General features: G+C 52.4%; 17 protein-coding genes and 1 tRNA gene. 9 read left to right on the top strand and 9 right to left on the bottom strand.

The window, feature by feature from the left end:
* Positions 1-159: 159 nt before the first annotated feature.
* The 4 genes from E1162_RS03570 (at position 160) to nhaC (ending at position 6,141) form a co-directional block, all read left to right on the top strand.
* A complete protein-coding gene (locus tag E1162_RS03570; protein ID WP_155126899.1) occupies positions 160-1,344 on the top strand; it encodes a GAK system CofD-like protein in 1,185 nt (394 codons plus the stop codon).
* A gap of 159 nt (positions 1,345-1,503) precedes the next feature.
* Positions 1,504-2,904 carry a YfcC family protein gene (locus E1162_RS03575; RefSeq protein WP_155126902.1) on the top strand — a complete coding sequence of 467 codons (1,401 nt, stop codon included), beginning with the start codon at positions 1,504-1,506 and terminating at the stop codon, positions 2,902-2,904.
* Positions 2,905-2,909: 5 nt separating this feature from the next.
* Positions 2,910-4,262, top strand: coding sequence for an amino acid permease (locus E1162_RS03580; protein WP_155126905.1), 1,353 nt, complete (start codon positions 2,910-2,912; stop codon positions 4,260-4,262).
* A 400-nt stretch (positions 4,263-4,662) separates the two neighbouring features.
* Positions 4,663-6,141 (top strand): Na+/H+ antiporter NhaC, encoded by a 1,479-nt coding sequence (gene nhaC / locus E1162_RS03585; RefSeq protein ID WP_257098637.1) that lies wholly within the window; start codon positions 4,663-4,665, stop codon positions 6,139-6,141.
* 42 nt (positions 6,142-6,183) lie between these two features.
* Here nhaC and E1162_RS03590 read toward each other — a convergent pair whose 3' ends face one another.
* Positions 6,184-6,642 carry an Lrp/AsnC family transcriptional regulator gene (locus tag E1162_RS03590; protein WP_155126911.1) on the bottom strand — a complete coding sequence of 153 codons (459 nt, stop codon included), beginning with the start codon at positions 6,640-6,642 and terminating at the stop codon, positions 6,184-6,186.
* Between the two features lie 140 nt (positions 6,643-6,782).
* On the opposite strand from E1162_RS03590, the gene putA reads away from it, so the two are divergent.
* The gene (putA, locus tag E1162_RS03595) at positions 6,783-10,424 is read left to right on the top strand and encodes a bifunctional proline dehydrogenase/L-glutamate gamma-semialdehyde dehydrogenase PutA (protein WP_155126914.1); all 3,642 of its coding nucleotides are present in this window, start codon (positions 6,783-6,785) and stop codon (positions 10,422-10,424) included.
* A gap of 127 nt (positions 10,425-10,551) precedes the next feature.
* Here the strand turns inward: putA and E1162_RS03600 are convergent.
* The 5 genes from E1162_RS03600 to E1162_RS03620 form a co-directional block, all read right to left on the bottom strand.
* Positions 10,552-10,626, bottom strand: a tRNA-Gln gene (locus E1162_RS03600).
* 135 nt (positions 10,627-10,761) lie between these two features.
* Positions 10,762-13,836 carry an efflux RND transporter permease subunit gene (locus tag E1162_RS03605; protein ID WP_155126917.1) on the bottom strand — a complete coding sequence of 1,025 codons (3,075 nt, stop codon included), beginning with the start codon at positions 13,834-13,836 and terminating at the stop codon, positions 10,762-10,764.
* A 10-nt stretch (positions 13,837-13,846) separates the two neighbouring features.
* Entirely contained in the window at positions 13,847-14,986 is a 1,140-nt protein-coding gene (locus tag E1162_RS03610; RefSeq protein WP_155126920.1) for an efflux RND transporter periplasmic adaptor subunit, read from the bottom strand.
* Positions 14,979-16,583, bottom strand: a complete 1,605-nt coding sequence (locus tag E1162_RS03615) for an efflux transporter outer membrane subunit (protein ID WP_371311798.1) — start codon at positions 16,581-16,583, stop codon at positions 14,979-14,981. The genes E1162_RS03610 and E1162_RS03615 overlap by 8 nt, the downstream gene beginning before the upstream one ends.
* Before the next feature lie 197 nt (positions 16,584-16,780).
* Positions 16,781-17,872 carry a glycosyltransferase family protein gene (locus E1162_RS03620; RefSeq protein WP_155126923.1) on the bottom strand — a complete coding sequence of 364 codons (1,092 nt, stop codon included), beginning with the start codon at positions 17,870-17,872 and terminating at the stop codon, positions 16,781-16,783.
* 294 nt (positions 17,873-18,166) lie between these two features.
* Here E1162_RS03620 and purU point away from each other — a divergent pair, with 294 nt between their 5' ends.
* Positions 18,167-19,024 (top strand): formyltetrahydrofolate deformylase, encoded by an 858-nt coding sequence (gene purU / locus E1162_RS03625; protein WP_155126926.1) that lies wholly within the window; start codon positions 18,167-18,169, stop codon positions 19,022-19,024.
* Between the two features lie 8 nt (positions 19,025-19,032).
* Entirely contained in the window at positions 19,033-19,944 is a 912-nt protein-coding gene (folD, locus tag E1162_RS03630) for a bifunctional methylenetetrahydrofolate dehydrogenase/methenyltetrahydrofolate cyclohydrolase FolD (RefSeq protein WP_155126929.1), read from the top strand.
* Between the two features lie 79 nt (positions 19,945-20,023).
* Here folD and E1162_RS03635 read toward each other — a convergent pair whose 3' ends face one another.
* Positions 20,024-20,842, bottom strand: coding sequence for a lytic murein transglycosylase (locus tag E1162_RS03635; RefSeq protein WP_257098638.1), 819 nt, complete (start codon positions 20,840-20,842; stop codon positions 20,024-20,026).
* Between the two features lie 407 nt (positions 20,843-21,249).
* Between E1162_RS03635 and E1162_RS03640 the strand changes: the two genes are divergently transcribed.
* Entirely contained in the window at positions 21,250-22,251 is a 1,002-nt protein-coding gene (locus tag E1162_RS03640; RefSeq protein WP_155126935.1) for a BMP family lipoprotein, read from the top strand.
* A 76-nt stretch (positions 22,252-22,327) separates the two neighbouring features.
* Positions 22,328-22,924, top strand: a complete 597-nt coding sequence (locus E1162_RS03645; protein ID WP_155126938.1) for a LysE family translocator — start codon at positions 22,328-22,330, stop codon at positions 22,922-22,924.
* A 51-nt stretch (positions 22,925-22,975) separates the two neighbouring features.
* Here the strand turns inward: E1162_RS03645 and E1162_RS03650 are convergent, their stop codons facing one another.
* Positions 22,976-23,926, bottom strand: a complete 951-nt coding sequence (locus tag E1162_RS03650) for a nucleoside hydrolase (protein WP_371311795.1) — start codon at positions 23,924-23,926, stop codon at positions 22,976-22,978.
* A 9-nt stretch (positions 23,927-23,935) separates the two neighbouring features.
* Positions 23,936-24,907 carry a nucleoside hydrolase gene (locus E1162_RS03655; protein WP_155126941.1) on the bottom strand — a complete coding sequence of 324 codons (972 nt, stop codon included), beginning with the start codon at positions 24,905-24,907 and terminating at the stop codon, positions 23,936-23,938.
* Between the last annotated feature and the right edge of the window lie 730 nt (positions 24,908-25,637).

A 25,637-nucleotide genomic window follows, 5' to 3' on the forward strand; every position in this document is an offset into this window, starting at 1 on the left:
TGGCGCTATGTAAGGCGGCGAACACGCAAAACCTATAAGTAACAGAACGGTTCCGTTAATTGTTTTGTGTCTGTCATGCGCTATTGTGTCCCTCTATATTTCGCGGCAAAGCATTGGCTTGAACTTTCGTAGCTGGGTATTTTCAGGTAAGCACCTCAAATGTCGTCACTAATGGTCTCTCGCCGGGTCATAATCCCGGACCCTGTCCGCATTGATCGTTTCAAGCGTTTGCCTGAACTTGGCCCAAAGCTGCTGTTCTTTAGCGGCGGCACTGCATTGAACCCGCTCGCACGCACGCTGAAGAGCTACACGCACAACAGCCATCATTTAATTACACCGTTCGACAGCGGCGGTAGCTCTGCCGCGCTTCGCCAAGCTTTTGATATGCCAGCAATCGGGGACTTGCGCAGCCGTTTGATAGCACTTGCGGACGAGACTGTTTCCGGACATCCAGAAGTCGCCCGTCTCTTCAAATATCGCCTGAGTAAAACCGGTACGCCAAAAGAACTGCATCGACGGCTTATGCGCATTGTCGAGGCGAAGGACAAGCTGCTTGCCGATGTTCATAATCCCATGCGTGGCCTTATTCAAACGCAGCTGGAATTTTTCATCGAAGCCATGCCAGAGGACTTCAATCTGGCAGGAGCCAGCATTGGCAACCTTATTCTGGCCGGTGGTTACCTCAATAACCATCGCCATTTAGACCCGATTATCTTTCTATTCTCAAAACTGGTAAACACTCTCGGCCATGTGACTGCAATAACTGACAGCAACCTACACTTGGCAGCAAGGCTAGAGAACGGCTCGGTTGTTGCAGGACAGCACAACATGACCGGCAAAGAAACGCCCTCTGTCGTACACCCGATCTCTGATGTATTTACGATCCGCTCGCTTGAGGACCCAACGCCTGCAAAACCAAGCATTCACCCAAGGATGGGCAGAATAATTGCGGACGCGGACCTCATCTGTTACCCGCCGGGCTCGTTTTATAGCTCGCTCATGGCAAACCTGCTTGTCGAAGGCGTAGGCAGAGCGGCTGCCTCTAACCCGAACCCAAAAGTCTACATTCCAAATCTTGGTAAGGATCCAGAGCAGCTTGGCATGTCGCCGCGCTTGGCGCTTGAAAAAATAATAGCTCAGCTGGAAGCCGACATAGACGCACCGGTTGCAGCAAGCGACCTAATCAACTTTGTTGTTATAGATAAATCTATGGCAGACAGCTTTGATGCTAACACTTTCAAGCAAAGGGGGATTCACATCATCATCGACGATCTTGTTACCAAGACGTCATTCCCTTATTACGACCCCGAGAAGCTTGTAAGAATATTGCTAAGTCTCGCCTAAATTAGAAACAATTAGTCACGAGCAGCAAATTACTCGGGAAAGCCAAACTTTACTTGCAGATTAAGCTTTGTTTCATTAAAGGACTTGACCTTGGACGACGTCTATTCGTTTAATTAACGGAACGACATCCGACAATAAAAAGAAGAACCGTTAAAGGTCATGTCGAAGTTCAGGTTTCCAACTGCGTACACTATCCTATTCGGCCTCATAATCGTGGCTGCTGCCTCCACTTGGGTTATCCCAGCTGGGGAGTATGACCTCACGTTTAATCCGGCAATCGAAAAAGAAGTTCCGGTACCTGGAACCTATCAAGAGGTACCCTCAAACCCTCAAGGCATTGGTGACATCTTTCTTGCGCCTATCGCTGGCCTTTATGACCCCGTCTCCAACAACGCAAACGCCGTAGATGTAGCCGTCTTTGTTCTTATCATTGGCGGTTTTCTTATGGTCGTCACCAAGACCGGAGCAATTGACGCAAGCCTTGCGCGGGTCATGGTCTTTCTCAAGGGGCGTGAAGCGTTCCTCATTCCCATACTCATGGGCGTTCTGGCGGCAGGCGGCACGATCTTCGGGTTGGCGGAAGAAACGCTCGCCTTCTACTCTCTGGTTATGCCGGTCATGCTCCGAGCAGGGTATGACGCTGTAACCGGCGCTGCCGTTATCATCATCGGTGCCGGCGTTGGCGTTTACGGAGCAACCGTAAACCCGTTTGCGACTGTCATCGCCTCAAACGCAGCAGGCGTACCGTTTACAGATGGCATCGAGCTTCGGCTAATAACTCTTGGCGTTGGCTTTGTTTTAGCTGTCGCGTGGGTTCTGCGATACGCCATAAAAGTGAAGCGCAATCCTGAAGCTTCTCTCGTCGCTGACAAGCGCGAAGAGATTGAAGCGCACTTCCTTCACAATTCAGACCCTTCAGCTATTCCAACCTTCACCAAGCTGCACGCTGTCATCATGGTCATCTTTGTAGGGGCATTCGCCATGCTGGTTTACGGCGTATCTGCCCTTGGTTGGTGGATGGGCGAAATGTCCGCCATGTTCTTGGCAGCTTCCGTTCTTGTAGGGCTCGTAACCCGCATGGGCGAAGCGGAATTTGTCGATACCTTTGTTGAGGGCGCTCGCGACCTGCTAGGCGTTGCGCTTATTATTGGTGTCGCACGCGGTATCGTCGTTGTTATGGATGCAGGCTCCATCACGGCAACCCTGCTGCACTGGTCTGAAAATGCGGTGCAAGGTCTAAGCAGCGTCACCTTCATCAACGTAATCTTCTGGATCGAGTTCCTTCTTACCTTCTTTGTCCCTTCAACATCCGGATTGGCGGTGCTCACCATGCCCATCATGGCGCCACTTGCCGGATTTGCCGGGGTACCCGCAGACCTGATCGTAACTGCCTATCAGTCTGCAAGCGGGATCGTGAATCTCATCGTCCCCACATCTGCTGTCGTCATGGGTGGATTGGCAATCGCCCGTGTGCCCTATGACCGCTGGCTGCGTTTTACTATGCCCCTCGTCGTCATGCTGACAGTTCTTACCTCTATCTTGATAAGTGTGAGTGTCTAATCACAATGGAAAATACCGGAGCCCCTTCGCAAGCGGCTGAAAAACAAGAAAATCAAAAAGGTGAAATTGGCATTTGGACCTGTACCACTCTCGTGATTGGTACAATGATCGGTTCGGGCGTATTCCTTCTCCCTGCATCTCTGGCAACCTACGGCGCACTGTCCATCTTCGGCTGGATCATCACCTCCGCGGGCGCAATGGTTATGGGCCTGCTGTTTGGCCGCCTTGCCAAGCTGGTAACCCGCTCTGGCGGTCCTTACGCTTACACTCAAGAAGGCTTCGGCGACTTCGCTGGCTTCCTCATGGCTTGGGGCTACTGGATCTCCATGTGCTGCTCCATCGCCGGTGTATCTGTTGCGATGACAGGTTATGTAAGCTACCTCGTTCCAGCCGTTGGCGAGAGCGTCGCCCTTCAGCTATGCGTTGCACTTGGTGTTCTGTGGTCTTTGATCCTGATCCAGCTACGCGGCATCTCTAGCGCAGGCTTCATCCAGATTGTCACCACTGCGCTGAAAATTATTCCGCTTTTGGCAATCGCTGCTGTGGGCCTGTTCTACATCTCGCCAGAAAACTACACTCCGATCAATCCATCGGGTCAAGCGTGGTACTCTGCGATCCCTGCAACGGTAACCCTCACCCTCTGGGCTTACCTCGGCCTTGAAGCGGCAACTGTTCCTTCCGGCAACGTGAAGAACCCTTCCGTTACCATTCCGCGTGCAACGGTAATTGGCATTGCATTCTCCGCACTGCTTTACATCGTCATCACGCTGGTGGCTGTTGGCACCATTCCGGCAGATCAGCTAAAGAACTCCAGCGCACCGCTGGCTGACGTCGCTGCTCTGATGTGGGGTCCAGTTGGCGCAACACTTGTCGCCGTTGGCGCGATTGTCTCTACCCTCGGCACCATGAACGGCCTGACCATCCTAATGGGTCAGACTCCTTATGGCGGCGCTCAGGGTAAAGTGTTCCCGCAGTTCTTTGCAAAAACCAACTCCCGCGGCGCTCCTGCCCGCTCGCTGTTGATCTCCGGCCTCATTCCAACGGCTCTGGTTGCAATCAACCTTTCCCGTGGTCTGGTCGAAACCTTCACAGTGATCGCGCTTCTGACCGTGTTCTGCTTGGTGGTGCCTTACCTGTTCTCCGCTCTTTCGGAACTGATGATTATCGCACGCCGCGGCATCAAGCTTGAGGCGAAGGAAATGTCCAAGCTGATCATCCTGAGTGTCATCGGCTTTGCATACACCTTCATCGCTCTGATTGGTGCTGGTGAGACCGCAGTATTCTACGGCTTCCTCCTGCTGCTGGCGGGTGTTCCGGTTTACATCATCATCCGCGTAAATCCTGCAAAAGAACAATAACTCGGCAAGTTGACGGTTCCCTTCCCCATACGGGTGCCGTCATCCACAAGACAACAATTGAAAGGCCGGTGCCACGCATCGGCCTTTTTTCATAGCCAGCGCACTTGCGACAAACTCGCAAAACTCGTGAAAATCCTGAGAAACACGACTGCATTCCCCAACGTCATTATCCAAATCTTTTCAGTAAGCTAATGAACCTAGCGATAGACGCCGCGCCTTATGCGGGAGCTGAAAACCACGGTTCGCGCTCTGACTGCTTTTGACCCACGCCAGAATGATATAGAGGAAGCGCAAATATGCCGCTTGCCCACAGTTTGCTCGGCAATATGACGGCCTTCATGAAAAATGACACAAGGATCACTCTGCTATGGGTTCAGGATCTACTGGATCGGCTAGACGCATGTCGACGTTCAGCGCACTCATTCCTATTGTGCTGCTCGTATCGCTTTTATGCCTTTCCTATATCCTTTTCAGCGACGGAGCCTCCTCCGGCCCCAATCAGGTCGCCCTACTAGCCAGTGCGTTGGCAGCTGCATTGATGGGCCGTTTCTACGGCATCTCCATGGACGACATTCGTGATGCAGCCGTAGAAAGTGTTGCCACAGGTCTGCCTGCGGTCTTTATCCTCTTCGCTGTTGGCGCGCTTATCGGCACATGGGCCATGTCCGGCACCATCATGGCCATGATCTATTATGGCCTGCAGTTGATGAACCCTCACTTCTTCTATGTCTCAACGGTGATTATCTGTGCGCTTGTGTCTTTGAGTATCGGTAGCTCATGGACTGTCGCTGGCACGGTAGGCATCGGCTTGATGGGTGTGGCCCATCAGATGGGCATGGACCCTGCGATCACCGCAGGTGCTGTTATTTCCGGTGCGTATTTTGGCGATAAATCCTCCCCGCTTTCCGACTGCACGAACCTTGCAACAGCAGCGGCAGGCGCGAACCTTTACGTCCATATCAAAGAAACCCTCTGGACTTCCGTTCCTGCATTGGCGCTAACGCTTGTGTTCTTCTGGTTCATTGGCACCCCTGCAAGCAGCGACACAGGCATGACGCTGGCCAATATTGAAGCGCAGTACAATCTGTCTCTCGTACACTTCCTCCCACTACTGCTGGTATTGGGTATGGCCGTTATGAAATGCCCACCATTCACCACCATCTTTGTAGGTGCTCTAGCAGGCGGCGTTCTGGCTGTTGCAACGGACCCAACCAAGGTTCTGGCAATGGCTGGCTCTGCTGATACAGCATCCGTGCTTGCCTACGTCAAAGGCGTTTGGGCAGCTATGTCCAGCGGCTACGTTAGCGTAACCGGCGACGCCGAGATCGACGCACTTATGACCCGCGGCGGCATGGAAAGCATGCTCAACACCGTTTGGCTCATCATGTCTGCTCTGGCCTTCGGTGGTGTTATTGAGAAAACCGGCATTCTGGAGCGTATTCTGGAGCCTGTGTTCAAAATCGCGAAAAGCACCGGCGCACTGGTCACTTCTCTGGTCTCCACCTGTATTGCCACCAACGCTCTGGCTTCTGACCAGTACATGGCGATCGTTATTCCGGGCCGCATGTTCAAAACGGCATTCGTTCGCGCTCGTTTACGTCCTGAAGTGCTGTCCCGCGCGGTTGGCGATAGCGCGACTGTAACGTCCGCCCTTATTCCTTGGAACAGCTGCGGTGCCTACATGGCAGCAACACTTGGCGTACCAACACTAGCCTTTGCTGGTTTTGCCTTCTTCAACATCATCACACCTATTGTGACGATTGCCTTTGCACTGTTCGGGTGGAGAATGCTGACATCAACAGATGCCGAGGTTGAGCTTGAAATGGAAGCTGAGGCTCCAACTGGTCCGCACCATCACACGGTTGACCAGATCAGCTAAAACGACAAAAGGCTGCCCTCGTGGCAGCCTTTCTTATTTGCACTAGAGAGCACCGCTCCGGTCCTTGACTGGCTCCATACATACAAATGTGGAAGTCTGCGCCACATGGGGCATCTGGGAAATCTTCTCCCCCAAGACTCGTCGATAGCTCGCGATATCCTTCGTTCTCACCTTGAGCAGATAATCAAATCCGCCTGCAATCATATGGCATTGCTCAATCTCTGAAATGGCCCGTGCTGCCGCGTTAAACGCTTCAAGAGATTTGGAACGGGTATCGCTAAGTGTTACCTGCACAAAGGCAATATGCCCAGCGCCCAGCTTGGCCGGATCAACATCTGCCCGATAGCCACGAATATAGCCTTTCTCCTCAAGCCGCTTCATGCGGATCTGGCAAGGCGTTTTGGTTAGGCCAACCTTTTTAGCCAGTTCCGTAACGGCCATGCGGCCATTGATCTGAAGTTCCGCCAGTATCTGCAGGTCAAATTTATCCAAATCGTCCATAACGCTCACAAATCAAAGCCACATCAACCATAACCTTCATCACATTAAGGCACATAGACCGCAAACTGTAAAATATAAGGAAATATACCCACATGATATGAGCTAGACTAGGAGAAAGAGATTTATTGAACGGAACGCCCATGAAAAGCGCAGAAAGCCTAGAGACCCTCCGCACTGACATTCGAGAAGCCTATCTGGCAAACGAGGCCGACAAAGTGCGCCAACTTGCCAACTCTCTGGACCTCACCACCGAGGCTAGAGAGCAGATAAGTGCAAGGGCCGAGGATCTGGTGAAGGAGCTGCGTACCAATACCTCCCCGACGATCATGGAGAGTTTTCTGGGCGAGTACGGCCTTTCCACCAAGGAAGGCGTGGCTCTGATGTGTTTGGCAGAAGCTCTTCTTCGAGTGCCTGACACACAAACAATCGACGAGTTGATTGCCGACAAGATCACACCAAGCAAATGGAGTGAGCATCTGGGCCATTCCAGCTCCACACTCGTCAACGCATCCACTTGGGCGCTTATGCTTACCGGCAAGGTGCTAGAGCCCGAGAGAGAAGGCCTAACGAGCACATTGAAAGGCATGGTCAAACGGTTGGGTGAACCTGTTGTTCGAACCGCCGTAGCGCAAGCCATGAAAGAGCTTGGCCGCCAATTCGTACTGGGCCGTACCATTGAAGAAGCGCAGGAAAACGCAAAGAAGGAAGAAGCCAAAGGCTACACCTATTCCTACGACATGCTTGGTGAAGCAGCACTGACTGATAAGGACGCCAAGCACTACCACCTTGCCTATTCCAAAGCGATTTCCTCTATCGCCACGTATGCGACCCACGCCACGTCCCATGCAAATCCAGGTATTTCCGTCAAACTCTCTGCGCTGCATCCCCGCTATGAGTTCGCCAAGAAAGAACGCGTCCTGAAAGAACTGGTGCCACGCGTGCTCTCTCTTATGCAGCTCGCCCGTTCCTGCAATATCGGTTTTAACATTGATGCCGAGGAAGCCGACAGACTGGACATATCACTGGATGTTATCGGCGCACTGATGGCTGATCCCGCTTTGGAAGGCTGGGAAGGTTTTGGCATCGTCGTACAGGCCTTTACACCTCGCGCTTCCCATGTGATCGACTGGCTCTACGCCATGGCGCAGAAATACGATCGCAAGATCATGGCTCGCCTTGTAAAAGGTGCATACTGGGATACCGAGATCAAGCGCGCACAGACAATGGGCCTTGATGGCTACCCCGTCTTCACTCGCAAAAACAACACAGACATTTCCTACCTTGCCTGTGCCCACAAACTGCTACAGATGACAGACCGCATCTACCCGCAGTTCGCTACCCATAACGCGCACAGCGTAGCTTCCGTTCTGCAAATGGCCGAAGGTCTGCCAAAAGACGCCTACGAGTTCCAACGTTTGCACGGCATGGGCGAAGCTCTGCACGACATGGTTCTAACTGGTAACGACACCCGCTGCCGTATCTACGCCCCAGTAGGAGCCCATCGTGATCTTCTGGCTTATCTCGTTCGCCGCCTTCTGGAGAACGGTGCCAACAGCTCCTTCGTAAACCAGATCCGTAACGAGGCTATCGACCCCGCAATTATTGCCCATGACCCACTCGTGGAGCTTGAGCAACTTGGCGATGCTGTCAGCAACGAAAGAATACCGGCCCCGCTTGGTATTTACGGACCAGAGCGCAAAAACGCCAAGGGCTGGGATCTTAGTGACCCTATTGAGCAAGCAGCTTATCTGGGCGATCTATCCCGCTGGGATAAGCATGAGTGGGAGGCACGTCCGCTTATCGCAGGCACAGTAAAGGGCACTGAGCCGGAAGCCGTTTTCAATCCAGCTAGCCATGAGGATAAAGTCGGTACACTCGTAAACGCGCAGGTAGAAGATCTTTATACCGCCCTTGCCGCCGCCACAGCCAACGCAAGCGAGTGGTCTTCCCTCTCCACCGCCCAGCGCGCTGTTGTGCTCAATCGCATCGCGGACCTTTACGAGGAAAATGCAGGCGAGCTATTCACGCTGCTAACCCGTGAAGCTGGCAAGACCTACAACGATGCCATTGGCGAACTACGCGAAGCTGTCGATTTCGCCCGCTATTACGCCAACGAGATCCAGCGTTTGGAAGCTGAAGGTCGGCCAACAGAAGCGCGCGGTATCATCGCCTGTATCTCTCCGTGGAACTTCCCACTGGCCATCTTCTCTGGCCAGATAATGGCGTCCCTTGCTGCAGGCAACGCTGTTATCGCCAAACCGGCCGCGCAAACACCATTGGTGGCAGCAAGAGCGATTGCGCTGATGCATGAGGCAGGCGTTCCTGCTTCCGCGCTCCAGTATGTACCGGGCGCCGGTTCTACTATCGGCGCGGCGATGAGTGCTGATCCACGAGTGAGCGGCATCACGTTCACAGGCTCTACGCCAACGGCGATGCATATCAACCGTTCCATCGCGGACAATCTGTCTCCAGAAGCATCCTTCATTGCAGAAACAGGCGGTCTCAACGCAATGATCGTCGACAGCACCGCGCTGCCAGAGCAAGCAGTAAAAGACATCGTCGCTTCCAGCTTCCAAAGTGCCGGTCAGCGCTGCTCTGCTCTCCGTATGCTTTATGTTCAGGAGGATGTGTTCGAGCCGTTCCTTGAAATGCTTCAGGGCGCAATGGACGAGCTGGAACTGGGCGACCCACGCGCTCTCAGCGTCGATGTTGGCCCAGTCATCGATGAGGCCTCTCGCAACAAGATCATGGCACATTGCCAACAATGGGCTGATAAAGGGCGCTTGGTAAAACAGCTTGAAGCGCCGGAGACTGGCTTCTTCGTACCGCCAACTCTCATCCACCTGAACGGAATTGAAGAGTTGGAGGAAGAAATCTTCGGCCCCGTTCTTCACATTGCGCCATACAAGGCGAAGAACATCGACAGGGTTATCGACGCTATCAACGCCAAAGGATTCGGCCTCACTTTCGGTCTGCACACCCGTATTGACCAGCGAGTACAGCACATTGTTGACCGTGTTGACGCTGGCAACCTTTATGTGAATCGCAACCAGATTGGCGCGATTGTTGGCTCTCAGCCATTTGGTGGTGAAGGGCTTTCTGGTACCGGACCAAAAGCAGGCGGCCCGAACTATGTTGCCCGACTGCTGAAGCCGCAACTCGTAGCTTGCAGTGACCCGACCTCTGTTGAGGCGGTAGGCTCGACCTCGCTTCAACAATCCATCAATGCCTTGAACAACAGCAAGTGGCAGCAGAACAAAGAGCGTTTCACAAAACTATCGGAAGCGTTCCCGAACCACGCCAAACAGATTGAGGTAATTGAAGCGGAAGGTTCACGCCTAATGCCGGGACCAACGGGTGAGTCCAACCGCCTATTCAGCGCACCGCGCGGGGTGATCCTCTGCTTAGGGCCAACACCAGAAGCACTGGAAGAGCAAGCTATAATGGCTCTCGCTGCTGGCAACGCTGTTGTGCTGATCGCGCCGCATGCCTCGGTATTGGCTGCAAAGCTTGATGCCTTGGGCACGCCTGTAACAGCATTTGACGCATCCCTTTCAGCAACCTCCTTGAGCAAGCTGGATAGCTTTACAGCAATTGCCTCTGGCCATGACATCAAGACTATGAAGGGCTTCCGCAAAGCTCTGGCAGAACGCGAAGGAGCGCTTATCCCGATCATCTGCGAAGTTTGTCAGCCTGAACGCTACATGTTGGAGCGGCATTTGTGCGTAGATACCACCGCAGCAGGTGGCAATGCTTCGCTACTGGCGCAGGCAGAGGGATAACCAAGCATCTCGGAGAGCCAGTTTGCACTTAAACTGGCTTTTCATCCTCAACGGACTGCAGCTATTTCAAAAGGAAACTCAAGGCACAAAAAAAACCGCCCTTCAGGCGGTTTGAACTAAAACAGATTGGCTGGGGCGGTAGGATTCGAACCTACGGTACACGGTACCAAAAACCGACGCCTTACCACTTGGCCACGCCCCAACTTCTGTGGCGCTGTATATAGCCACCTCGTTTTGCCTTGGCAAGAAGGTAAATGCGATACCTGTGAGAAACCACTGTTTGTTCCACAAGCGGCGTCACAGGTATCGCTTCGTTTTCAAACTCCTGCTTCTTTCCTCATACCTTTTGGGCATCGGCTGAAGGTTCTTGCCCCTCAGCTTTGCGGTCCGCCGCGATTATCGAATACACGCAAGGCACAACGAACAGGGTGAACATAGTGCCGATGGAAAGGCCAGTCGCAATAACAAGACCCATGTTGTAGCGAGAGGCTGCACCTGCACCACTTGCGATGATGAGCGGAATAACGCCCAGAACCATCGCTGCAGTTGTCATAAGCACCGGGCGCAGTCGTACATCCATAGCTGCAACAACCGCATCGTGCTTGTTCTTGCCTTTTTCCTGCTGTTCTCGAGCAACCTCTACAATCAGAATGCCGTGTTTGCTGATCAAGCCCATAAGCGTAATCAAGCCCACCTGAGTGTAGATGTTGATGCTCACACCACCTATGCCGATGTTGATGAAGACCAAAGCACCCGCAATGGACATAGGCACCGAGACCAAAATGATTAATGGATCACGGAAGCTCTCGAACTGAGCAGCCAATGTCAGGAAGATAATCAGCAGAGCAAAAGCAAACGTCGTAACAAAGCCGGATGTCTCCTGCTCGTACTGACGCGACTGCTGCGCATAGTCGATCTCAAAGCCCTCTGGCAGAGTATCCTTTGCTAGTTTGGTCAGGGTTTGCAACGCATCGTCCTGCACCACGCCATAGGTTGGCACACCGGAAATGGTTACCGAGTTAAGCTGTTGGAAGTGCGGGATGAATTCTGGCTGCACCTGATTTTCAATGGTCGCCACAGACCGTAGTGGTACTGAAGTACCGTTGGACGTTCTGACATAGATATCCAGCAGTTGGTCAGCATTCAAACGATCGAACTGGAACACCTGTGGGATCACTTTGTAAGAGCGCCCGAGGAAGTCAAAGTAGTTGACGTAAGCGCCGCCTAGGAGCGTTCCAACGCTTTCGCCCAATTCTTCCATGGTGAGACCAAGTTCGGCAGCTCTGTCTCTATCAAAGACCAAGCGAGCTTGTGGCTGGTCAACCTTCAAGTCTTTTTCCAAGAAGGCGAATTTACCGGTCTTTTTGGCAGCTTCCAGGAAGGCCGTACCGACCTGGTTTACCCGTTCAACTGGTTGAGTTGACTTGATAACGAACTGGACAGGCAAACCACTACTGCCAGGTAGGGATGGAGGCTGGAACATAACCGTTTGGAAGCCAGCGACAGTTTCCATCTTCGTCTGCATAGACTGCTGCAGTTCCGTTGCTGTCTGCTTACGTTCGTCCCACGGCTTCAGCAGCAAACCACCAATGTTCTGCCCTTCAACAAACAGTTGGAAAGTTTCGATCACCTGATCATAGGTCTGTCCAACTTCATAAATCTGCTCCCCATACAGAAGCTTCTGGGCCAAGGTCGCGTTCGGAGCACTCGTTGCAAGATAGAGCACAATGCCCTCATCTTCCTGCGGAGCAAGCTCCTGAGAAGAGGTTGTATAAAGAACGCCAATACTCAGAAGAACGATGCCTGCGAAAGTCAGTACAACAGGCTTGTGCCTCAAACTTGCCTCTAGCAAGCGCATGTAGCGGGCTTTGAAGGCGTTGAACACGCCATCAATCGTTCTGGTTAATGCATCATCCCAGCCCGAGGTCGCATCGCCTTTCGCCTTCAAAATACGGGAACTGAGCATTGGTGTGAGGGTAAGCGCGACGATAGCGGACACTGTCACCGCACCGACCACTGTGAAAGCGAACTCGGTGAACAGAGCGCCAGTCAAACCGCCCTGAAACCCAATTGGTGTGTAAACGGAGACCAGAACGATTGTCATCGCGATAATCGGACGGCCTAGGTCTCGGCCTGCCTGAAGCGCGGCATCAAACGGCTTTTTACCATCTGAGATGTGACGGCTAACATCCTCAACGACGATGATAGCATCATCCACCACCAGCCCGATCCCGAGCACAAGAGCAAGCAATGACAACAGGTTTATCGAGAACCCGAGCATCAACATGATCGTGAACGTGCCAATCAGCGATAGCGGAATGGCTATGATCGGAATTGCAACGGTACGAGGCGAACCGATGAATAGGAACACCACAGCAATCACGATTACGATCGCTTCAACAAGGGTGCGGACCACTTCATCGATCGCCGCATCTACGAAGACACCGGAATCGTAAACCACCTTAACATCAAGGCCGGGAGGTGCGATTTCCTGCAGCTCCGGTACAAGGTCACGAACGCCCTTGATCATATCAAGAAGGTTGGCACCCGGTGCCGCCTGAACGCCAAGGTAGACAGCGCCGACGTTGTTGAACAGAACTGCAGATTCATAATCTTCAGCACCAAGAACAACCTTACCAAGGTCCTGCAAGCGAATAACCGCGCCATCTTTTTCGGCAACCACCAACTGCTGGAACTCTCGAATATCCGTTAAGTTGGTAGAGCTGGTCAGTTCAAGCTGAACCATCTCACCCTTGGTTTGGCCGATGGCTGAAATGTAGTCGTTCGCTTGAAGTGCATTGAAAACATCCTGCCCCGTCAGCCCGAAAGCCGCCAGTTTTGCAGGATCAATCCAAGCCCTAACGGCAATCGTTTTACCGCCTTGGATTTCAGTCGCCTGTACACCCTGAATGGCCTGAACCTTCGGCTGAACAGCGCGGATGACAAAGTCAGTCACCTGATTGGGTTCCAAAACATCACTGATGAACCCGAGATACATCGCATCAATGGTGTCACCAATTGAGAGTGTCAGAACCGGCTCTTCCGCGTTAACAGGCAGCTGGTTTCTAACCGCTGTAATACGGGTAGTAATTTCGGTAAGGGCTTTGTCAGGATCCCAGTTCAGCAGCAAGTTGACGGTAATCGTACTCGTGCCAGCAGAACTGGTGGATGTAATGTAATCAATACCATCTGCCTGCGAGACAGAGGCTTCTAGAGGGGTGGTAACAAAACCAGCCATTACCTCTGCACTCGCACCGTAGTAGGTGGTGGTAATTGTAATGACAGCATTTTCAATTTTCGGGTACTGCAACACAGGTAGTTGCAACGCCGATCGAACGCCCAAAGCCAAGATCATCAAGCTAATAACGGAAGCTAGGACCGGCCTGCGAACGAAAATATCAGTAAAGCTCATGGCCTGTCACCTACTCCTCAACCGGCTTGGGATCTGGGTTGTTCGGTAACTTCACTTTGTTGTTTACCAGCAACTTGGTGCCGTCACGCAGCTTCAACTGCCCTGCACTGACCACCAAGTCACCGGCCTTCAATCCTTTCAGCACCTGAACTTGATCACCGCGTGTGGCGCCGGTCTGCACCACGACCTGCTTGGCAACGAGGGCAGGTTTTCCAGACCCTTTATTCTGGTCTTCAGCGAGGAAAACAGTCGAGCCGTAGGAGTTGTAGCTGATAACCGTCTGTGGCACCGTCACGTATTTCTCAGGTTTGCCAACCTCCACTTCGGAGGTGACATACATGCCCGGTAATAGGTTCATGTCAGGGTTGGGTACAGTTGCCCGTACCTTCACATTGCCCGTTCCTGTTTGCAGCGCAGAGTCCAGTGCCTCAATGGTTCCCTTAAAGGGCTTACCGGGGAATGCATCAACCAGCACATCAATCGCATCACCGCTATCAATTTCGCCTATCTGTCTCTGAGGGATGAAGAAATCGACGTAAAGAGGGTCCAATGATTGCAGGTTAACAAATCCATCGCCGGCATTGAGATACTGTCCCAAGCTTGCAAGGCGAATACCTAGACGTCCTGAAAACGGTGCGCGGATATTCTTTTTCGCGATTACAGCGAGCTGCTCCTGAACCTGAGCATTGTAGTTTTTCAAGCTGGCACGATTGTCATCGATGGTCTGCTGGCTAACAGCGTTGATCTTGTACTGCTTGAGGTTCCGGTTCAGGGTCTGCTTGGCCAGCTCTTCTTGAGCGCGAAGAGATTCCAACGTGGCCATTTCCTCGCGAGAGTCGATGCCAAGCAAGAAGTCGCCTGTTTTCACGTCCTGACCGGATTCGAAGTTGATCTTAACGACAGTGCCAGCAAGTTCTGGGGCTAATACCGCACCTTCTACTGCAACAAGGCTACCCACAGCGGCAACCTTTGGCTGCCAGACTTCCTCTGTGACCTTGTAGGTAGAGATCGTTTGGGGAGGATCCTGCAAAGCTGCGATGAACTTCGCCGCCTCAAAGTCTTTGAACTTGCTAAACCCATAGAGTCCGCCGCCGATGATCCCCACACCGATAAGCATATAAAGCATTGGCTTTGAGAAGAACTTACCCATTATTTGCCACTCCGGCGACAGTTTGTTTTGGTTTTTCTGGTGGTAAGCGGCCCGCTACGACGGACAGGAATTTAGGAATGTCATCACGAACAGGTGCAGCTTCGGGGCGGTTCCACCAACCGCCACCCAGCGCTTGGAAGAGCGCAACTGTATCTGCGTATCTCAGCGCCTGTGCCTGAACGAGATTGAGACGTGCCTGCTGGTAGCTCTCCTCATTTGTTAGCAAGGTATTGAAATTGATCGCACCGAGTTTGTACTGCTGGCGAGCAAGTACCAGACTTGCCTTGGACGCCCGCTCTGCTGCCAAAGCAGCTTTGAGACGCACAGCATCAATTTGAACAGCCCGAATAGAGTCAGAAACATTCTGGAAGGAGGTAACAACAGCAGAACGGTAGTTCTGGCGTGCCTCTTCATAGGCAGCAATTGCAGCTTTGCGCTTGTGCCACAGGCTTCCGCCATCAAAGACAACCTGAGACAGGTTAGTCGCGATGGACCATGCGCCAAGTCCCGGATTGAAGAGCTTATCAATCTGCGCGGCATCAGAACCCAGATTACCCGTGATCTGAACTTTCGGCAGCATGTTGGCGGTCGCCACACCAATATTGGCGCTGGACTGCCACATCTGCGCTTCTGCAGCGCGCACATCCGGCCGCTGGCGAACAAGATTGGCCGGCAGGGACAAAGGCAGCTTATGAGGGAGCTTCAAATCATCCAGATTGAAGCGCGGAACAATATTCTGGTCCGGATAGTATCCAGCCAGCGCGATAATCACGTTTCTCTGCTGCTCCAACTGCAGCTGCAAAGGCGGCAAGGTCGCTTCGGCATTCGCAAGAGATGCCTGCTGTTGCAGCACCTCAGCGCGGGTTACAGCACCCAGTTGGAATTGATCTTCCAGAATACGCAGCAACGAACGACGTGCAGAAATGATCTCATTTGTTGCAGCAATCTGCCCTCTCAAGGAGGCCTCTTGGATTGCAGCGTTCACGAGATTAGCGGTCAGAGAGAGGTGCGCGGCTTCAACTTGAAACTCTTCGTATTCAACCTGCGCTAGGTTAGCCTCGATCTGACGACGAACCCCGCCAAACACATCCAGTACGTAATTGACGGAAACGGACGCAGTGAAGATGTTGTAAACCGGCTCAAAACCGGTGTTTGCGCCCTGAAGCCGACCTTCATCGGATATTTTCTGGCGTTCCGCAGAGAAAGTACCCGAAAGTGTCGGAAAGAGAGATCCGCCTTCAGCTAGGGCAAGTTCCCGTGCTTGGGAAAGGGAAGCCTCTGCTGCGGCGAGATCCGGATTGTTTTTAACGGCTATCTCTACAAGCCTGTTTAAGGAAGGGGAATGAAACAACTCCCACCAGCTACCGGCAACATCTCTGTTGGAGGAGAAAACTTGCGCTCCCCCACCATGTACCTTCGCTGAGGCGGTTGTTTTGTGAAAGAAACCTGGTGTGTAGCCGTTTACCGGAGGCGCATTAGGCTCGGTAAAGTTAGGTCCAACCATACATCCAGTTAGCAACACGACGCTGCCTACGGCACTGCATCTCGCAGCCCGCATCATCCAGCTTAGCAATAAAATAGCCGAGCCTCGAACCATTGACGGCACTTGCCTGTCCTCGTTCATTCAGCAAAAACGCGCTTCTAATCAGGTAATACAGCCGAAGTACGCGGCTAACATTACCCTAGGTCATCGCGATAAAAGGGGTCAAACACGTTCGCTTCACGCTACGTGTTATCCAAAGCTATAAGGAGATAGCCCTATGATTTTAAATGATAAAAATCACAATATGCACGTTATTGGTGTCTGATCACATCTAATATAAGTGCTTCATATTGATCTAGGGAAACATCGACATTAAATTGCCGCGCTTTTTGCTTCAGTTGAACAAATTCATCTGCGTAAGCCGCCAAATTTATTAATGCGCCAGAAAGTGATGCCGCGTCTTTTTGTGGAACGAGTGCTGCACCAGCGACACCTGTGAGCAGCTCTTGAACGCCTACACTGGATGCAAGTGAAATGACCCCTCGCCCCATAGCCATAGCTTCCACCATATGCCGCGAAGCTCGAGCTGGCCCTTGCGCTTCATAGTAGAATGCGGAGTCTCGAAATACCGCCTCTTGGCTCTCCGCTGGCGGCCCGAAAGTCATCAGATCATCCATCGCAAGACTATTGGAAAATCGCTGAAGCGGCTCTAGCTTACCCGCCTCACCAAGTATCCTTCCCGTCAACGGGCGCTTGTATCGCCCAACCGCAAGTGCCTCTATAAATAGCCGATGCGTGGATTGTTCCGTAGGCGGCGCTAAAACAACAATCTCTTCCGGTTTCAGCGGAGGCCCATATTCTTCGACCTGCAAAGCTGACGTAAGGAAACTTCCAGCCAGATATGGAGGCGCAATTACGCAACTCTTTTCGGAAGCAAGCCATTCAACGGGAAGTAGGTCTTCGCGAATACCCTCAAAAGCGCAGACGATCCTCGCCGCCTCTTTATATATAAGAGGAACGGCAAGCGCTTTGCTGAACAACCCGCGCGTACCGTCTCCGCCGAAGCCCTGCGTCTCGACAACAACAACAGGGGCTTTCCATGTTGCTCTAAGCGCAAGAGAAGACAGCACAGCGATATTGCAAGGCGTCCCGAATGAAATCACGGCTTGAGGCTGAAGCTTGTCAAGAAAACGGCCCAGCCCTGCAACCGCGAATGATGCTTTAGCCTTCTCCAAGGAGTACAGCTCTACCCGTTTATCGAGCTTGACGCTGATGGGAGAGCCCCGCTGCATGAGCGCAAAATGGATGTCGTGTCCCCTCACGGCGAGCCCATTGGCAACCGCCACAGCAGTTTGTTCGATATCGTCTCCCTCGAAACGATCAAGGACTAGGCAAAGCTTCATAGGCCCTCGCATCTGGCAGCAGCAAGGGCACAGGAAGCACTGGTTTTGCCCTCACAGACTGACGATCAAGACTAGAAACACCGCATGCGCACATCAACCACTGTGCAACTGGGGGCCAAAAACCGGTAGGACGACGAAATTCTCGGCAAAACACCGCGCAGCATCGAAAGGAATAGCCGCCTTTAACGAACCCAAGCAGGAATTGCCAAATAATTCAAATTGCCGCTTCCAAAGCGGGGCAACTGTTACTATTCTCCGCGCAAAATTTCTGCCCACTGGAACAAAAAGCTGATCATGAACAGCCAAGCAAACTATGTGCTGACCCTCTCCTGCGGTGACCGTAAAGGCATCGTTGCAGCGGTCGCAAACTCCATCGCCTCCCAGAACTGCAACATCTGTGAAAGCGCCCAGTACGGCGATCCAGATACAAAGCGTTTCTTCATGCGCGTTTCCTTCTCTGCGCCAGAAGGTATGAGCAAAGAACAGTTCATGGACGGTTTCCGTCCAGTTGCAACAGGCTATGACTTTAACTGGGAAGTCCACGACCTCACCGTTAAGCCGCGTGTTCTCATTCTGGTTTCCCAGACTGGTCACTGCCTGAACGATCTGCTTTACCGCAACCAGACCGGCCAGTTGAACATGGATCTGGTGGCTGTAGCCTCCAACCACACCAGCTGGCAGTCGCGCGTAGAGCACGAGCAGATCCCGTTCCACTACTTCCCGGTCACCAAAGAAACCAAGGCAGAGCAGGAAGCTCAGATCCTTGAGCTGGTGGAAAAAGAAAACATCGATCTGGTGATCCTCGCCCGCTACATGCAGGTGCTTTCTGATGACATGTGCAAGCAGCTGAAGGGCCGTGTGATCAACATCCACCACTCCTTCCTGCCAAGCTTCATCGGCGCAAACCCATACAAGCGTGCGCATACCCGCGGCGTTAAAATGGTTGGTGCAACCGCTCACTACGTCACTGCCGACCTTGATGAAGGTCCGATCATCGAGCAGGACGTGAGCCGCGTTGAACACCACAACACAGTTCAGGAACTGATCGCACAGGGCCGAGACACCGAAAGTCAGGTTCTGGCACGCGCAGTCCGCTACCACCTCGAGCACCGCATTCTTCTCAACGGTGATCGAACCGTAATCTTCAAATAGGATAGACAATGGCAGAGCCAATGATCATCGACGGCAAAGTAGTCGCCGCCTCTGTGACCGATGAAATCAGCGCCCGCGCACAACGTCTGGAACAAGAGGCAGGCGTTAAGCCGGGCCTCGCTGTAGTTCTGGTTGGTGAAGACCCTGCAAGTCAGGTGTACGTCAAAAGCAAGGGACGTATGGCTGAAAAGTGCGGGTTCAACTCCATCCAGCACACTCTGCCGGTTGAAACTTCCGAAGAAGATGTTCTGCGTCTGGTAGGCGAACTCAACAACGACAGCGCGGTGCATGGCATTTTGGTGCAGTTGCCTCTGCCAAAGCACATTGACGAAGGCAAAGTACTACAGCTCATCAAGCCAGAGAAAGACGTTGATGGCTTCCATCCGGTAAACGTTGGTCTTTTGGGCGCTGGCCAGACTGACCGCGCACTGGTGCCTTGCACTCCGGCCGGTTCTGTTCTGCTCGCAAAGCGCGCCCTTGGTGCAGACCTTTCCGGCAAGAACGCGGTTGTAATTGGCCGCTCTAACATCGTGGGCAAGCCGGTTGCACAGCTTCTGCTTCAGGAAAACTGCACAGTGACCATTGCACACTCTCGCACGGTTGACCTGCCGGGTGTTGTTCGCGGAGCCGACATTGTTGTTGCCGCTGTTGGTCGCCCTAACTTTGTGAAGGGTGACTGGATCAAGGAAGGCGCAACAGTTATCGACGTAGGCATCAACCGCATTCCTGCGCCTGAAAAAGGCGAAGGCAAAACACGCCTTGTGGGCGACGTGGACTACGCAGAAGCCGTGGAGCGCGCTGGTGCCATTACTCCTGTACCGGGCGGTGTTGGTCCTATGACCATTGCAATGCTTATGGCAAACACGCTGACAGCAGCTCGTAGACAGGCTGGCCTGAAGGACGAAGCGCCTCTCTTCTAAGTCGCGCCAAATAAACGCAAAAAGCCCCGCTCTTCATACTAGAAGACGCGGGGCTTTTTCGTTTCTGCCGGTTCAAAAGCTATTGCTTGAGCTTCTCGGCCATAATCTGGATGGTCTTCACGTAGACCCCTGCCCGGTTCCACTGGCGGATCACTTCGTAGTTGCTTGTGCCCGGTCCCCATGGCTGACCAAATTGCCAACCGTATGCGGAAAGGAAGTGAGCGGTAGAACCAAGCGCATCCGGTACGCTGTAAAGCAGGTCACGCTTGCCGTTGCCATTAAAGTCGACAGCGAACTTGATGTAGGACGACGCAAGGAACTGTGTCTGGCCCAGTTCACCTGCCCACGCACCCTTCATCTGCGATGGCTCAAGGTCACCCTTTTCGACAATCAGAAGCGCGTTGTAGAGTTCATTGCGGAAGAAGTCTGCACGGCGGCAATCATAAGCAAGGGTCGCCAGAGAGCGCATGATCGACATGTTGCCGATGTTACGACCGTAACCGGTTTCTAGACCCCAAATCGCAACGATGATCTCTCTTGGCACACCATAGCGCTTCTCGATCCGGTCAAACAGGGCTGCATTCTCACGCATCAGGCGCTTGCCTTTGCGGATGAGGGCATCATTGACGCGCAGCTTGTAGAACTCTTCAAACGACAGCTTGAAGGACTTCTGATTGCGATCAAACTTGATGACACGCGGATTGTAGGTGACACCCCTAAACGCCAGCTTGGTTGTTTTTGGAGAAATGCCACGCTTGTGCATTTGTTTAGAATAATCGACAAGCCACTTATCAAAGCCTGCACCTGTGTTGCCGCAGGATTGTGCTGCCTGAGCCGCGCCACCTAGCAGGCCCAAGCACATTGCAAAAGCTGCCACCCTTTTAAATAGTATCCGCATGATTGACCTCTTCATGCCCCTAATCTGATTCTTTGTAAGTTAACCTACAGTCATTTTGGAATTGCAAAAAGTGACAGTTTTTCCCCTATGCCTACCATTTCAGCAGCGGAAGTGAAAAATTTTGCACTAAGTGAAGTATCTATCCGCATTTCCACCTTGATCCTTCGGCCAGCCTGTGGCCAACATACAACTTGGGACTTTAAAATTTTATGCGCACCAACCGGAAACAACACCAGTTAAACACCAAAATCTGGAGCTTTCCGCTGGACTTACCTAACGCGAACTATGTGTATGTGCGTAGTTGAAAATCGCTAGTTGTAAGACTGGATTCGGTTCACGGCATTCTTAGCCGACAGGTCGCGTACAAAATGCTCGTGTTCCAGGGGTATAATTTGGAGGAATTGAAGATGGCCTTCTTCAAGACAATTGCAACAACTACTGTTCTCGCCGCCGCTCTGGGTACCACTGCACTTGCTGCAGACAGCGTACCAGCTGTTATCTTTGATATGGGTGGTAAGTTCGACAAGTCTTTTAACGAAGCTGCATACCGCGGCGCGGAAGCCTTCAAAGCAAAGACTGGCATTGAATACCGTGAGTTCGAAGTAACCAACCCATCCCAGCGTGAGCAGGCAATGCGCAACTTCGCGCGTCGCGGCATGAACCCAATCGTGGGTATCGGCTTCGCACAGGGTCCAGCTATGGAAAAAGTAGCTGCTGAATTCCCTGACACCAAGTTCGCAATCGTAGACATGGTTGTTGACCTTCCAAACGTACGTTCCATCGTATTTAAGGAAGAAGAAGGTTCCTACCTCGTAGGCGTGCTCGCTGCGAAAGCTTCTGAAACCGGCAAGGTTGGCTTCGTTGGCGGTATGGACATCCCGCTCATCTCCAAGTTCTCTTGCGGCTACAAGCAGGGCGTAAAGGCTGTTAACGCAGACGCAGAGATCTTTGAAAACATGGCTGGTACCACTCCAGCAGCATGGAGCGATCCTGTGAAGGGCGGCGAGCTGGCCAAGTCCCAGTTTGCACGCGGCGCTGACGTTGTATTCGCAGCAGCTGGCTCCACCGGTCTGGGCGTACTGCAGGCAGCAGCTGACGATGGTAAATTCTCCATCGGCGTTGACTCCAACCAGAACTACATCCATCCGGGCTCCGTTCTGACTTCCATGATCAAGCGCGTTGACGTTGCTGTTGAGCGTGCGTTCACCGATGCAATGGAAGGCAACTTCACCACTGGCTTCCAGTCTCTCGGCCTGTCTGACGGCGGCGTAGACTACGCAGTGGACGAGTTCAACACTGAGCTGATCTCTGAAGAAATGAAGGCAGCTGTTGAAATGGCAAAAGCTGACATCATTGCGGGCAAGATCGCAGTTCACGACTACATGTCTGACAACACCTGCCCATTCTAAGCTCTGCGAAGTTTGAAACAAAAAACGCCGGAGCATCGTCTCCGGCGTTTTCTTTTGCGTAAATGGACGGCCTGATATGGACTTGGCAACAATTGGCGCCCTCGCGATTTTTATCGCTGTTATGACTGGAACCCCTGGTCCCGGAAACCTGACCTTCATGGCGATTGGCACCAATGGAGGATACCGTGCCGCTTTTCCGGTTATTGTGGCATCTCAGATCGGCAGCACCTGCCTTCACATCTCGGTTGCCTTTGGTCTAGGACATATCATGGCAGAGGGCGGACCACTGGTGACGGCCTTCAAAGCGCTAAGCATGGCCTATATGACCTACCTAGCGTGGCGCATTATCAATCTGTCACTGAAACCAAAGGGACAAGTGTCCAACCCGTCGTTCTGGGAAGGGCTATTGATCCATCCATTAAGCCCTAAAACGTGGGCAATGAGCCTTGTCGCCTTCACGACATTTCTTGCTGCAAATGGCCTAAGCTCTATCGAAAATGCAGTAATTCTGACGGGAGGTTTTTTGGTTGGCGGCCTAACTGCGCACTCTATCTGGGCGCTGGCGGGGCAAACACTTCTCTCGGTCATTGGTGAAGGCACGAAGCAGCGTGTGATCACCATTGTGATGGCACTAGCCATGCTGGCAGCAACAGCTTGGTCTTTGCTACTTTAATGCAAACTCCCGAAAAGCAGTCGCCTTCGGGAGCATCAATTTCACAGCCAATTAGAAACGGCTAGCCAACCCCTCAAGGCCAAGCTCGAAGTACTTTTCCAGCTTGGTCCGGTCCACTTTTTCGACAATGCCTACCACCGGTCGGCTCGCCTTACCCTCATAGTCGATAATCGTCGCCCCACGGCTGAAGCGCCCCTCGGTCTCAACAAGCACGCCGCAAATCATTGTGCGAGTGGAGACAGCTTCGTCCAGCACGTAGGCCGCCGCTAGCGGATCAGGCATAATCAGAAAATCGTCTTGATACCAATCCTGAGCCAGCGCTCTACCATGGTCACAAATCTCCCGCGCGAAGGAAACAACAGGGCAATCGGGAAGCCGCGAGAACATTCCTGCGAGTACATCAGCGGGAAGAGCCGTTTGCAAAGTTGGCTCCCAAGGAATAACGGTCGTGTTGAGCGGCTGGCCCAGCACGATTTCCGCCGCTTCAGGATCGCAGTAGATATTGAATTCAGCTGCTGCTGTGATGTTTCCACGCCCGCGGCAAGTACCACCCATTATCCAGAGTCGGCCGATAGCAGCAGCTAACTCTGGCGCTCTATCAAGCACCAATGCCAGATTGGTGAGCGGACCGAGCATCAAAATGTCAACGCTCCCCTGACGACCAAGCATCAGAGCATTTCTTAAAACGCGTATGATCTCACCGACAGCATCGCTAGAAGAGACCTCCGAGCGTATCTGCGGACGCGTCGCGCCGCCTAGTCCATCTTCACCGTGCACATCCTGCGCGTTGACGATGGGCCCTCTCAGAGGCTTTTCAGCTCCCGTATGAACGGGAATATCCACACCAGCTACCGACAACACATCGAGAATGTTCACTGTAGATTGTTCTAGGCCCACATTGCCAAAGCACGTCGTAATAAGATCCGGCGCTCTGTCATTGCCAAGTAGCATAAGCAAAGCGAGGGCATCATCCGTGCCGCCATCGGTATCGAGAATAAACACGGGCGAACTCTAGGCCTCCGCAGTCAAACGGTTCTTAGCGAAGGTCTCCATCATAATGCTGACGAACTTTCTGGCATCAGCATCAAAAGCAACCTTACAATTCGGTTCTTTCCCGCTGCGCTCCCTAACATCAATGACGGTACGGCCAACACACAAGCCATTTGCCGTATCAACGTCCACTCGGTAATCGCCAGTAGTAATGACGGATGGATCAATGAGATGGGCAACACAAAGTGCATCATGAACCGGCGCACTGCGCTCAATATCCATGCGCTGAATCTTGTCATGCACGCCAATACGGTGTCCGGTCACAATGGACATGGCCTTGCCTGCTGGCGTTCCCAGAGCTTCAAACGCCTCACAATCCCCCGCAGTCACGAGCGCTTTATGCGTCGCATCCAATGGTACCATGGTGATCTTCTCAAAACCGGCGTTGAACACAACAGCGGCCGCTTCCGGATCGGCCCAGATGTTGAACTCGGCTGATGGAGTCACATTGCCGGTGTAGTGCGCACCGCCCATAATCACGACTTCCGGAATGAGCTTGATCAGCTTCGGCTCTAAACGAATTGCAGCCGCGATATTGCTAAGTGGCGCAACCGGCACAAGAGTGATGGGATCTGTCGCAGCACGATAGGTTTCGATCAGATACTCGACAGCGCTAGTATCCTGTTTCCGGCTGGTCGCTTCAGGTAAATCGAGAAACTTGCCGTGGATTTTCTCCAGAAGGTCATCCTGACGGCGTGGAACCGGAAAATCCTCGCGGGCTATCGGCTTATCAAGCCCTTCGAACACAGGGATGGAACTCTCACCGATATAGTCCAGTACACGGAGGGTATTCTCGGTGCAGTACTCCACTTCGGCATTCCCGTTGACCGTCGTTACACCGACCAGATCGAGATCCTCATGCAGCGCAGCCAGCATAATCGCTACGGCATCATCGGTTCCGGTATCAACATCCAGTATGAGCTTCTTTTTCATAATATGTTCTTCTCAAAACAAACAGTTAGGCGACAATACCCCAGCCGCTTACCTAGGTAAAACATATTATAATTGCCTATATATTTTCCTCTAGTATCATTCTAATTTCCGTTGCGTAATAAACCTGAACGGACATCAAAATTTTTGAACCAATAGATTTTAATAATCTAACTATGAGCGCAAAGAATTTACTATGAAACTCCTGATTCCAATGTTGGCAGCACTATTCATGCTACCGTTTACCCATAGCTTCACCGTCGCCGACCAATACGATAACGTTACCCGAGCAGGTAAGAAGGTCTTGTTGCGAAACCACTATATTTACAACACCAAAAACTGCACACAAGCAAACCTTCCGGTTCCAAAGATCACGCAGCAACCGAAGCATGGAAAAGTCATAACTTCAAAGAGCCTCCAAACGATCAAAGGCGCGAAAAACCGCAAATGTAATGGAAAGAAAATTAAAGGTACGTCTGTCTATTACATTCCCAACAAAGGATACAGAGGGAACGACACCGTTTCTTATACAATCAATTACGCCAAATACATTCGATACGCCCCAGGTCAGAGGGTATCGAGACCCTTTCGCCATCGGATTACAGTCAAATAATGAACATAACTGCTCGCGTATTCCGATGGAACGTTATGGCAAGGTCGAAGAGATAGCCGCTACGATCGCATTTCTAGCCTAAGATGGAGACGGTTATATAACGGGTCAGAACCTTCGCGT

This window comes from Pseudovibrio flavus (assembly GCF_009711345.1).
GTDB classification, from domain to species: domain Bacteria; phylum Pseudomonadota; class Alphaproteobacteria; order Rhizobiales; family Stappiaceae; genus Pseudovibrio; species Pseudovibrio flavus.